The organism is Citrobacter sp. Cpo103 (genome assembly GCF_030332605.1).
In the GTDB taxonomy this organism is placed as follows: domain Bacteria; phylum Pseudomonadota; class Gammaproteobacteria; order Enterobacterales; family Enterobacteriaceae; genus Citrobacter; species Citrobacter portucalensis.
In genome coordinates, this window is sequence record NZ_JAOWHO010000035.1 from 485,830 (window position 1) to 497,821 (window position 11,992).

Below are 11,992 nucleotides of genomic sequence, written 5' to 3' on the forward strand. Positions count from 1 at the left end.
AGAATCACACTTACACAGACGGGACAATAACAGAAAGAAGAGTAAATTAAGGCGAGGTGAAACCATTCAGTCTATTGAAATATATGGATTTTAGTCACAGCCTTTGCTTTTTATCTTTCGTGCAAAGGCTATCAGCGAATTGAGGATCAGGAGGTGACCAGCATGCGGGCCGTAGGATAGTCGGTAATGAGCACGTCGATATAACCTCCGTTCAACGCCCCTTTAATTGCCGCGACTTTGTCTGTACCGCCAGCAAGCGCCACGACATTCGGGCATTTTTTTACCTTGTCCAGGGCCATGCCAATCACTGGATCTTCGTCATCTTGCAATACCGGCTGGCCCTTGTTGTCGTAGTAATGCAGGCAAATGTCTCCGACTGCGCCGCGATCTGCCAGTACCTGCAACATATCTTCGTGGTAGTAGTTGCCTGATGTTTTCAGCAATTGGGACGGTTCGAGGATCCCGACGCCAACAATGGCGATGTCTACATTATCAAAGCGTGAAATCACATCGGCGACATCTTTGCTGGCAACGAGACGGTTTTTCTCTTCAACCGAGCCTTCGATACTCTGCGAAGGAAGCAGCCAGGCTTCACAATTCAGATGTTGTGCCAGCGTCTGCGTCAGAATTGTGGCCTGTACGTTGCCGTTGGGACCCACGCCGCCCAACAATTGAATTACGCCGCCGGCCTTCAGGTTCTGCGTATGGACTTCATCCACCATCGCTCGGATAGTCGAACTCCATGAGGAAACGCCCACCAGATCTTTGGGGCGCAGCCTGGTTTCCAGATAGTGGGCTGCGGCAGAACCGATGGCGCGTTTGATGGTGTGGTCGCTGGCATCCTCTTCGGTATCAACCACAATGGCCTGCTTAATGCCGTAACGTTCCTCGATCCCTTTTTCAAGATTCAGGAAGATATTTGAGGGCTGGACAACGCTGATTTTCACCACTCCTTCTTTCTGACAGCGGGTGATGGCGCGGGAGATAAACGACTGAGAAAGCGAGAGAAGTTGAGCAATATCGGACTGTTTGCGTCCTTCAAGATAGTAAAGGGTAGCGATTTTAACCAATAGCCGTTGTTCGTCCTGCTTAGCCATATATTTCCTCGAAAATCATTTACGTACCGCCATTATCTTAATGCGTTTTATCATACGCGAAAATTGAAGACAGGTAAGTGTGATAAAGCTCTAACTTTAACCAATCCTCCAAAACAGCTATGGACAAATACGAAAATTAGGTTGCATAATTGAATAAAGAATCATTTGTGAATATATATTCATGGTGGTTACAGGTCAACTTATTATTACCAGCGTCAGTGTGGTCGCGGTAAGGAGGCAGAATGTTCCTGAGTATGATACAACGGCGTAAGCCTGAAGATGTGACGTATGGGAAATTCTGGTTTTTTTAGTCCCATGCAGAATAAATATTCCATATTGAAAATAAATTCAGAGGTGCTAAATGAATCCCTGGAACTATGATATCCAGACTCTTGAGCGCAAAGCGCGGGCGGTTCGCCGTCACATTGTTAGATTAAATGCTAACAGCCCTGCGGGTGGGCATACTGGTGCGGACTTGTCTCAAGTTGAGCTGTTGACGGCACTCTATTTTCGTATACTCAATGTCGCTCCGGAGCGTATCGCTGATGAGGCTCGGGATATCTACATCCAGTCTAAAGGTCACGCGGTAGGCTGTTACTACTGCGTTCTGGCGGAGGCGGGTTTTTTTCCCGTTGACTGGCTGGAAACCTATCAACATGCCAATTCCCATCTTCCCGGACACCCGGTGCGCCAGAAAACGCCGGGTATTGAGCTGAATACCGGTGCTCTGGGCCACGGTTTACCTGTTGCGGTGGGACTGGCTCTGGCTGCGAAGAAAAGTAACAGTTCACGCCGCATCTTTTTAATCACAGGCGATGGCGAACTGGCCGAAGGAAGTAACTGGGAAGCGGCGCTGGCTGCTGCTCATTATGGCCTCGATAACCTGATCATTATTAATGACAAGAACAATCTTCAATTAGCCGGACCGACTCGCGAAATCATGAATACCGATCCGCTTGCCGCAAAATGGCAGGCATTTGGTATGACGGTGACTGAGTGTCAGGGGAATGATATGGCGTCGGTTGTCGCCACGCTGGAAGGACTTAAGCAGGATGGCAAACCTAACGTCATCATTGCCAATACCACGAAAGGCGCGGGTATATCTTTTATCCAGGGGCGCCCTGAATGGCACCATCGGGTGCCAAAAGGTGAAGAGATCGAACTGGCTCTGGAGGAATTAAAAGATGAGTAATGCAGAACACCTCGCGAACGTCATGGTTCAGGCGTTCATTGATGCAGTGGAACAAGGTGTTGACCTGGTGCCGGTCGTAGCGGACTCGACATCAACCGCGAAAATTGCTCCTTTTATAAAGCAGTTTCCCGGTCGCCTGGTCAACGTAGGTATTGCCGAACAAAGCATGGTTGGAACGGCGGCAGGACTTGCACTTGGCGGTAAGGTCGCCGTCACCTGTAACGCTGCGCCATTTCTTATCTCCCGTGCCAATGAGCAAATTAAAGTCGATGTTTGCTACAACAATACCAATGTGAAGCTATTCGGTCTTAATGCTGGTGCCAGCTATGGCCCGCTGGCGAGCACTCACCATTCGATCGATGATATTGCCATTATGCGAGGCTTCGGCAATATCCAGATTTTCGCCCCATCTTCGCCACGAGAGTGCCGACAGATTATCGATTATGCGATTGGCTATCAGGGACCGGTATATATTCGTCTTGATGGAAAAGCTCTGCCGGAACTTCATGACGAGAGTTACCGTTTTGTTCCGGGGGCGGTGTTGACGCTGCGTGAGGGGGAGCATGTGGCGCTGGTGGCAACGGGCTCGACAGTTCATGAAATTGTTGATGCCGCCGCGCTGTTGGCTGACGCGGGAATTCAGGCGAAGGTGGTCAGTGTGCCTTCAATTCGCCCCTGCGATACCAAAGCCCTGTTATCTGCGTTACAAGGCTGTAAAGCGGTGATTACCGTGGAAGAGCATAATATTAATGGCGGGTTGGGAAGCCTGGTGGCCGAAGTGCTGGCAGAGGCCGGAATGGGGGCAATTTTGAAGCGTTTAGGCATCCCGGATGGGGAGTACGCGGCGGCGGCGGATCGAGGCTGGTTACGCCAGCACCATGGCTTTGACGCCGCAGCCATCGCGGCTCTGGCCCGCGAACTGCTTTGAATTCTATACTGTTGCCAGTGTGATTACAGCGTTGTCCGAAAAACGCCATTGCACACGATACGTTTGGTGGTGCGCGCGGAGGATCATCTGGTTATGCTGTAACACCACGATTTGATATTGCGTAAACCCGGCGTCTGCTTGTCTTGATGTCCGGGTTGCTTTAAAAGCGCTCTCTTTGGCGGAAAACGCCAGGGTGAGCGCCTGTTCAATAGACAAGCCGCTGTTTGCCAACAATTCTTTCTCAGCATGAGTGACAATGCTACTTGCCAGTTCGGTTGCCGTTTGTGGCGTAAAAATGGCTTCTATGTCAATACCCACCGGCTGTCTTGATACCACCGCCAGCGCAGTTGATGCGCTATGGCTGATACTGCCAAACAGCCCCTGCGGCCATACCGGTTGGCGTTGTGTACCGATGCCGGGTACCGTTTTAAGGCCAAATTCGCGCAAAGCGTGTACTGCGGCGATCCGCCCTGCTAAGTGTTCAGCTTTACGCTTGCGTCCGCTGGACAGAAGCTGGGCGTGGTGGGGGAGCCAGAGCAGATCGTGGTCATGGCAGCTGGCGGGATCAAACTCGACAAAATGCAGCGCGTGGTCGGCGAAGGGAAGCGATGTGTGTGTTGTACGCATGGTTGTGTATCGTTTCCCTCTCCCCGTCGCGAGGAGAGGGAACAACGCTATCAGAAGTGGGTGTTAACGCTCATATACCACGTACGACCCGGTTCGTTATAGGTGTACGCGCCAGCGCCCGCCATATAGTCGCCAGTTTTGATATCGCTGGTGGTTTGGGCATTACCTTCACGCCACAGACGTTTGTCGAAGACGTTATCCACGCCGCCGGTCAGGCTGACGTTTTTCGTCACATCCCAGGTCGCGCTCAGGCCGACGATGCTGTACGGACTCACTTCCTGGGCTGAACTGCCGGTCACTGGCTTACCCTGGTAATCATATTTCTTCGGCTGCTGTTTGCCGTACCAGGTAAAGGTGGATTGCAGTGACAAATCCTCACGCGCCTGCCAGCTCAGCGTTGAGTTCAGCGTGTATTCAGGAATAATCGACAAGCGTTCGCCGGTCTCTTTATTCTTACTTTGCAGCATGTAAGTGATGTTGTTGGTCCAGGTAACGGTTTCGCTAACCGGTACGTTCAACGTCCCTTCCAGGCCTTCCACCACCGCTTTAGGTACGTTTTCCCACTGATAGATATCGGTGTAGGTTGTTGTTTCTTTACCCGTAGTCGGGTTTTTCTGGGTAATTGACGTTCTGCTTAGCGGTACAGTCCCCGCTTCGATCTTGTTACGGTAATCGTTGCGGAACCAGGTGACGCCGGCCAGCCAACCGTCACGTTTGAACTCCAGACCAATCTCTTTGTTGATACTGGTTTCGGCCTTCAGGTCATCGTTGCCCATCATGTAGCAACCAATGCCCGTCGCAGATCCGGTGGCATAGCATCCCTGGCCTTTGCTGTACAGAATATAGTTCGGGTTAGTCTGGTACAGGCTAGGTGCTTTATAGGCCCGTGCGATACCCATTTTCAGCGTAAAGTCGTCGCCCAGACCTTGGGACAGGTTCAGGGACGGGCTCCAGTTGTCGCCAACGACGCTGTGGTGGTCGAAGCGCAGACCCGGCGTCAACATGGTGCTGTCGGTCAGCTCCATGTTATTTTCAGCAAACAGGGAGAAAATTTCAGCCTGTGAATATGGGCTACGATCGGTGCTGCTGGCACCAGGTATGTTCCCGCCCATAAAGGTCTGGGTATTGGAACTCATGTCTTTCATACGCTGCTGGTTCCATTCGGTACCGAGCGTCAGGTTCTGGTTAACTAACAGGTCGAATGGAATGCTAATTTCGCTGTGCAGGGTGACATCCGCCAGGTCAGTGTCGGTAAATTGATTACTGTTAAATAACCCTTCAAGGCCACCTGCCAGACCTTCACCCAAACGGGAGTTACGGGTGTGTTCGTATTGCGCCCAGTTGCTGGTGGTAATGCCGTTGTCCCAGCCGCCGTTCCACGTCAGCGCATAGTTCTGGCGGTACATACGGTTGGTTTCTTTACCGTAGTATTTTTTTACCAGCCCGTTAGTTTTGTTATCGTTGTTGGTGTTTTGAGTGTCACCCGCATACAGGTTGCCCTGACGGCTGTAGCCAGCTTCAAACTCCAGCGATTGCATTGGGGCAAAATCCCAACGCAGCAGGCCGTTGATATCTTTGTTTTTTACCCCTTCACGACCCGCAGGCATCGTATCGGCATATGACCCTGTACGTGCTGACTGGTGACCGTCGTTAATGTCCCAGGCATCGGCCTGGGTTTTGTCGAGGTTACCGTTCAGGCGGAAGCTGAAATCTCCGCCCAGCGGTCCATTCAGACTAAAGTTGGTACGCTTGGTTGAACCTTCCTCTTTGTGTTCCGGGGCGTTGAAATAGGTATTCCAGGAACCATGCCACTCATCGCCGCCTTTCTTGGTGATGATATTCACCACACCGCCAGCTGCGCCATTGCCATAGCGTGCTGCGGCAGGACCGCGCAGCACTTCAATACGTTCAATCATTTCCGGAGCAACCCAGGCGGTATCGCCGCGGGTATCACGCTCGCCGCGCCAGCCCTGGCGTACGGAGTTACGGCTGGTAACCGGTTTACCGTCGATCAAAATTAGGGTGTTTTCTGGCCCCATGCCGCGAATATCGATCTGGCGGTTGTTGCCGCGCTGACCGCTGGTTGAGTTGCCGGTCAGGTTAACGCCAGGCATGGTACGGATGATTTCCGACACATCGCGAGCGGGAGGGTTCTTACGAATTTCATCAGCGGTAATGGTTGAAACACCCGGCGCCTGCAGGTTCTGCTGGGCGGCGGTAACGACGATGGTGTCTTCATGAGAGACAGCGACGCTATCGGTTTGATCTTCTGCCATTGCTGGCAGGGCTACCCCGTAAATCCCTAAATTGACCAATAAGGCCAGTGAATGAATCTTGTTGTTCATTGTATGTCCTGCTGTTCTTTTAGCCACGAGTACCAATGTGCCGTGGTGCGGCATTTGGCCTGATGTCGCCCGCATCTGCGTAAACTATCCATTCCAGAAAAAGTACGCAGCGCCAGGTCGGTTTATAAGTGGTGAAAAACTGTACGCGCTTCCCACAGCGCGACAATACGCTATTGCAAATGCAAATAGTTATCAATAATATTATCAATATATTTCACGCTAGATCATAAAATTTCACAATAAACATGGGGTTATGGCTGTGACGACGTTAAAGATGGGAAGCGAGGCGTGGTGGCAGTCGAAAAAAGGCCCGGAGTGGGAGCGTGAAGACAACGGAAATTATCGGGTAACCTTCTGGTGGCGTGACCCACGGGGAACGGAAAAAGAGTCAGCCATTCATCGCGTTTGGGTTTATATCACCGGCGTCACCGACCACCATCAAAATGCCATCCCTCAGTCGATGCGACGCATTGATGGAACAAATGTTTGGTGCTGGAGTGTTTCCCTCAGCGCCAACTGGCGTGGCAGCTACTGTTTTATCCCAACAGCACGAAACGATATCTTCTCCTCGCTGGCGGCGGACGCTGCGCCTGACCGAAGCATCCTGCGTGAAGGCTGGCGGCAATTGCTGCCGCAGGCCATTGCCGATCCCCTTAATCCGCAGAGCTGGCGGGGCGGTCGTGGCCACGCGGTGTCTGCGCTGGAAATGCCGGAGGCACCCGTACAGCCAGGATGGGATCGACCTGAAAACCCAGATTCACCCACAGTTTGCCTGCAATGGCATAGCGCCAGGCTCGGCAATACGCGTCGCGTATGGGTGTTTACCACCGGTGATGCTCAACCCGAAACGCGTCCGTTGGCTATCCTGCTGGATGGGCAGTTTTGGGCACAGAGTATGCCGGTCTGGCCTGCGTTGACTTCACTCACGCATCGCGGACACCTTCCTTCTGCCGTTTATATTCTGATTGATGCCATTGATACGGCTCACCGCAGCCATGAGCTACCGTGTAATGCGGATTTTTGGTTGGCGGTGCAGGAGGAGCTATTACCACTGGTGAAGACAACGACCGCGTTTAGTGACGATCCGCAGCGCACCGTGGTGGCTGGGCAAAGTTTTGGCGGGTTGTCATCGCTGTATGCCGGGCTGAACTGGCCCGCGCGCTTTGGCTGTGTGCTTAGCCAGTCGGGCTCTTACTGGTGGCCGCATCGTGGTGGTTATCAGGACGGGGCGATCGTCGAGCAACTGAAGACCGGGACCGTCAGCGCTCAGGGGCTGCGTATTGTCCTGGAAGCGGGGATCCGCGAGCCCATTATTTATCGCGCTAATCAGGCGTTATATGCCCAGTTACCTTCTGCACCACAGTCTATTTTCTGGCGTCAGGTTGATGGCGGACACGATGCGCTTTGCTGGCGCGGCGGTCTGATGCAAGGGCTAATGACGCTCTGGCAACCGCTTACCGACACGATTTAACCGGACGATGTTCCACGACAGGAGTTGAGTATGGAATTCAGTAACCCCTTCGATAATCCGCAGGGCCAGTTTTACATTCTGCAAAATCCCCAACGTCAGTTTAGCCTTTGGCCGCAGCAGTGCTCGCTTCCTGCTGGCTGGCAAATTGCTTGCGAACCTCAATCCCAGGAAGCCTGCCAGCAATGGCTGGATGCAAACTGGACCACGCTGACGCCAACGAACTACGTCGATGTGCAGGAGGCTCTATGACTCAGCGTTTACCGTTAGTGGCGGCTCAGCCGGGGATCTGGATGGCGGAAAAACTCTCCACATTGCCCTCGGCGTGGAGCGTGGCGCACTACGTAGAATTAACTGGCGAACTGGACGCGTCGTTGCTGGCGAAAGCCGTTGTGGCGGGCCTGGAGCAGGCCGATACCCTGCGGATGCGGTTTAGCGAAGATAACGGTGAGATCTGGCAATGGGTGGATTCTGCGCTCGCCTTTGCGCAACCTGAAATTATCGACCTGCGCGAAAAAGCCAATCCACATGAGGCGGCGCGTGCATTGATGCAGGCAGACCTGCAGCAGGACATACGTGCTGATGGCAATAAGCCGCTGGTTTTTCACCTGCTTATACAGGTGGGAGAAAAGCGTTGGTATTGGTATCAGCGTTACCATCATTTGCTGGTCGATGGCTTCAGTTTTCCGGCCATTACCCGCCAGATAGCCGCAATTTATCGCGCATGGCTACACAGCGAGCCTACGCCAGACTCGCCTTTTACGCCGTTCGCCGAGGTGGTGGAAGAGTATCAACAGTACCGTCAAAGCGATGCCTGGCAACGCGACGGCGCTTTCTGGCGCGAGCAGCGAAAGCAACTCCCGCCTCCTGTCTCGCTGTCGAACAATCCGTTGCCGGGACGATCGGCCAGCGCGGATATTATTCGTATGAAGTTAACCGCGCCTGAAGGGGCGTTTCGTCGGCTTGCGGCACGTATGCCTGACGTTCAGCGTGCGGATCTGGCCCTCGCGCTGGTAGCATTGTGGCTGGGACGTTTATGCAGCCGAATGGATTATGCCGCCGGGTTTATCTTTATGCGGCGTATGGGGTCGGCGGCGTTGACCTCCACTGGACCGGTTTTAAACGTACTGCCATTTGGTGTGAGGCTGGATGCGGCAGAAAGCTTGCCTGCACTTGCACAACGACTGGCCGGACAGTTGAAGAAAATGCGTCGGCATCAACGTTATGATGCCGAACAAATCGTTCGCGACAGCGGGCGTGCAGCCGGTGCCGAGCCGCTGTTTGGCCCGGTGCTGAACGTGAAAATATTCGACTATCAGCTGAATATTCCCGGCGTTCAGGCACAAACCCACACGCTGGCGACAGGGCCGGTGAACGATCTTGAGCTGGCGTTATTCCCGGATGAAAACGGTGGGCTGAGTATTGAAATTCTGGCCAATAAACAGCGCTACGATGCAGAAATGCTGGCGCAGCATGCCTCGCGTTTAATCGGGCTTATCGAGCAGTTTGCCGACAATCCGGCGCTATGCTGCGGCGACGCCGGGATGCTGTTGCCAACAGAAAATGAGCGGCTGACGAAGATTAACGACACGATCGTCGAGATCCCGTCCACTACGCTGAGCGCGCTGGTGGCACAGCAGGCCGATAAAACGCCGGATGCCCCGGCGTTGGCCGATGCCCGCTATCAGTTTAGCTATCGCGAAATGCGCCAGCAGGTCGTGGCGCTGGCGAGCCTTTTGCGTGCACGCGGCGTCAAGCCTGGCGACAGCGTCGCCGTGGCATTACCGCGTTCCGTGTTCCTGACGCTGGCGCTGCACGGTATTGTTGAAGCCGGTGCAGCCTGGCTGCCGTTGGATACCGGATACCCGGACGATCGCCTGCGGATGATGCTCGAAGACGCGAAGCCAAAATTGTTGATCGCGACCAATGAGCAACTGGCGCGCTTTAGCGATATTCCTGGGCTGGAAAGTCTGTGCTATGACTCACCCCTGCCAGCAGAAGATGCTGCTCCGCTGGCAGTATCTCAGCCCAATCATACTGCCTATATCATTTTTACTTCCGGTTCTACCGGTAGACCAAAAGGGGTGATGGTTGGGCAAACCGCCATCGTTAACCGTCTGCTGTGGATGCAAAATCACTATCCGCTGACCGCGGATGATGTGGTGGCGCAAAAAACACCGTGCAGTTTTGACGTCTCGGTATGGGAGTTTTTCTGGCCGTTTATTGCCGGGGCAAAGCTGGTAATGGCAGAGCCTGAGGCGCACCGCGACCCGCTGGCGATGCAGCAGTTCTTTGCCCAATATGGGGTGACGACCACGCACTTTGTTCCCTCTATGTTGGCCGCTTTTGTCGCTTCACTGACGCAGGAAACCGCGCGGGAGAGTTGTGCCTCGCTGAAACGGGTATTTTGCAGCGGCGAAGCCTTGCCTGCAGATTTATGCCGTGAGTGGGAACAGTTAACTCATGCGCCACTGCACAATTTGTACGGACCAACGGAAGCGGCGGTTGATGTGAGCTGGTATCCGGCCTGGGGGGAAGACCTTGCTGATGTAACCGGCAACAGCGTGCCGATTGGCTATCCGGTATGGAATACCGGTTTACGTATTCTGGATGCCATGATGCGCCCGGTGCCTTTCGGCGTGGCTGGTGACTTATATCTGACGGGGATCCAACTGGCGCAAGGTTATCTGGGCCGTCCGGATTTGACCGCAAGCCGTTTTATCGCCGATCCGTTTAACGTTGGTGAACGTATGTATCGTACCGGAGATGTGGCGCGCTGGCTGGAAAATGGCGCGGTGGAATACCTCGGGCGCAGCGATGACCAGCTAAAAATTCGTGGACAGCGCATTGAGCTCGGTGAGATTGACCGGGTGATGCAGCAGTTGCCTGATGTCGAGCATGCCGTTGCCCATGCCTGCGTATTCAACCAGGCGGCAGCGACAGGCGGCGATGCGCGTCAACTGGTGGGGTATCTGGTGTCACAATCGGGTTTACCGCTGGATACGTCAGCGTTGCGGGAAAAGCTGCGTGAAAAACTGCCTGCGCATATGGTGCCGACAGTATTGTTGCAACTGGCGGAGCTGCCGCTTAGCGCGAACGGTAAACTGGATCGTAAAGCGCTGCCGATGCCTCAGTTGACGTCGCGTGTTTCCGGGCGCGCACTGCGAGCAGGGACTGAAACGACCATCGCGCAGTCTTTTGCGGCCTTGCTGGGTTGCGAGGTTAATGACGCGGCGGCGGACTTCTTTGCGCTTGGCGGGCATTCGCTGCTGGCGATGAAGTTGGCAGCACAGTTGAGCCGGGTTTTTGAGCGTCAGGTGACGCCGGGGCAGATTATGGTGGCCTCTACCGTTGAACAACTGAGCGCTCTGTTGGAGAGCACTGATGATGAACAGTCACAGCGTCTGGGATTTGAGGCACTGCTGCCGCTGCGTGAAAGTCACGGCCCAACGCTGTTCTGTTTCCATCCGGCGTCGGGTTTTGCCTGGCAGTTTAGCGTGCTGTCGCGATATCTCAGCCCGCAGTGGTCGATTATAGGTATTCAGTCGCCACGACAGGATGGGCCTATGCAGACGGCGGAAAACCTCGACGCGGTATGCGAACATCATCTGGCAACGTTGCTCAGTCAACAGCCTCACGGACCTTACTATTTATTAGGTTATTCGCTGGGCGGCACGCTGGCACAGGGGATCGCCGCGCGCTTACATGCCAGAGGAGAGACGGTTGCATTCCTCGGGCTGTTGGATACCTGGCCGCCGGAAACGCAAAACTGGCAAGAAAAAGAGGCTAATGGGTTGGATCCAGCGGTACTGGCGGAGATCGAGCGTGAACGCGAAGCGTTTCTGGCGGCGCAGCAGGGGAATGCGTCAGAGGCTTTATTTAACGCAATCGAAGGCAACTACGCCGATGCGGTTCGCCTGCTTACCACGGCGCACAGCGTGCCGTTTGCAGGTCACGCCACGCTTTTCGTCGCTGAGCGCACGTTAGTACCGGGTGTGAGTCCTGAGCGCAGTTGGTCGCCGTGGATATCCAGTCTGGATGTTTACCGCCAGGATTGCGCGCATGTTGATATTATTTCCCCCACCGCATTTGAGGTGATAGGACCTGTAATAAATACACTGATTAATAAATCTGTGTAACAAGACGAATATTGCTATCGCGGTGATCGAACAATTCCATAATGTAAAAAATATGTTATGGAATTGTTCTTTTTTGTGCGGTGCAAGGTGATGAAAGGGGTGAATAAATTCCGAATATAATTTTTGGTAGGGCAACAAGCACAAAGAATGTTTCGGATAATTCTGACTAACTGGTAGACTTCTCCCACAGGAATGT

General features: G+C 53.8%; 8 protein-coding genes. 5 read left to right on the plus strand and 3 right to left on the minus strand.

What is annotated here, in order from left to right:
* Nucleotides 1–146 precede the first annotated feature (146 nt).
* On the minus strand, nucleotides 147–1,097 hold the full coding sequence (locus OGX89_RS18825; protein ID WP_003831176.1) for a sugar-binding transcriptional regulator: 951 nt from the start codon (nucleotides 1,095–1,097) through the stop codon (nucleotides 147–149).
* Between the two features lie 361 nt (nucleotides 1,098–1,458).
* Here OGX89_RS18825 and OGX89_RS18830 point away from each other — a divergent pair, with 361 nt between their 5' ends.
* On the plus strand, nucleotides 1,459–2,289 hold the full coding sequence (locus tag OGX89_RS18830; protein ID WP_003831177.1) for a transketolase: 831 nt from the start codon (nucleotides 1,459–1,461) through the stop codon (nucleotides 2,287–2,289).
* A complete protein-coding gene (locus OGX89_RS18835; RefSeq protein ID WP_003831178.1) occupies nucleotides 2,282–3,217 on the plus strand; it encodes a transketolase family protein in 936 nt (311 codons plus the stop codon). The genes OGX89_RS18830 and OGX89_RS18835 overlap by 8 nt, the downstream gene beginning before the upstream one ends.
* Before the next feature lie 3 nt (nucleotides 3,218–3,220).
* Here the strand turns inward: OGX89_RS18835 and entD are convergent, their stop codons facing one another.
* Entirely contained in the window at nucleotides 3,221–3,844 is a 624-nt protein-coding gene (entD, locus tag OGX89_RS18840; RefSeq protein ID WP_126955872.1) for an enterobactin synthase subunit EntD, read from the minus strand.
* A 50-nt stretch (nucleotides 3,845–3,894) separates the two neighbouring features.
* The gene (locus OGX89_RS18845; protein ID WP_003831180.1) at nucleotides 3,895–6,189 is read right to left on the minus strand and encodes a TonB-dependent siderophore receptor; all 2,295 of its coding nucleotides are present in this window, start codon (nucleotides 6,187–6,189) and stop codon (nucleotides 3,895–3,897) included.
* A 253-nt stretch (nucleotides 6,190–6,442) separates the two neighbouring features.
* Here OGX89_RS18845 and fes point away from each other — a divergent pair, with 253 nt between their 5' ends.
* Genes fes through entF form a run of 3 tightly spaced genes read left to right on the plus strand, consistent with a single transcriptional unit; the run spans nucleotide 6,443 to nucleotide 11,796 of the window.
* Entirely contained in the window at nucleotides 6,443–7,660 is a 1,218-nt protein-coding gene (fes, locus tag OGX89_RS18850; RefSeq protein ID WP_003831183.1) for an enterochelin esterase, read from the plus strand.
* 30 nt (nucleotides 7,661–7,690) lie between these two features.
* A complete protein-coding gene (locus OGX89_RS18855) occupies nucleotides 7,691–7,909 on the plus strand; it encodes an MbtH family protein (RefSeq protein WP_126955871.1) in 219 nt (72 codons plus the stop codon).
* Entirely contained in the window at nucleotides 7,906–11,796 is a 3,891-nt protein-coding gene (entF, locus tag OGX89_RS18860) for an enterobactin non-ribosomal peptide synthetase EntF (protein ID WP_126955870.1), read from the plus strand. The genes OGX89_RS18855 and entF overlap by 4 nt, the downstream gene beginning before the upstream one ends.
* Nucleotides 11,797–11,992: the final 196 nt, after the last annotated feature.

Bases quoted from the DNA above. Each gene is read 5' to 3' on its own strand.
- OGX89_RS18825 (WP_003831176.1), bottom strand. From the start codon at position 1,097: ATGGCTAAGCAGGACGAACAACGGCTATTGGTTAAAATCGCTACCCTT.
- OGX89_RS18830 (WP_003831177.1), top strand. From the start codon at position 1,459: ATGAATCCCTGGAACTATGATATCCAGACTCTTGAGCGCAAAGCGCGG.
- OGX89_RS18835 (WP_003831178.1), top strand. From the start codon at position 2,282: ATGAGTAATGCAGAACACCTCGCGAACGTCATGGTTCAGGCGTTCATT.
- entD (WP_126955872.1), bottom strand. From the start codon at position 3,844: ATGCGTACAACACACACATCGCTTCCCTTCGCCGACCACGCGCTGCAT.
- OGX89_RS18845 (WP_003831180.1), bottom strand. From the start codon at position 6,189: ATGAACAACAAGATTCATTCACTGGCCTTATTGGTCAATTTAGGGATT.
- fes (WP_003831183.1), top strand. From the start codon at position 6,443: ATGGCTGTGACGACGTTAAAGATGGGAAGCGAGGCGTGGTGGCAGTCG.
- OGX89_RS18855 (WP_126955871.1), top strand. From the start codon at position 7,691: ATGGAATTCAGTAACCCCTTCGATAATCCGCAGGGCCAGTTTTACATT.
- entF (WP_126955870.1), top strand. From the start codon at position 7,906: ATGACTCAGCGTTTACCGTTAGTGGCGGCTCAGCCGGGGATCTGGATG.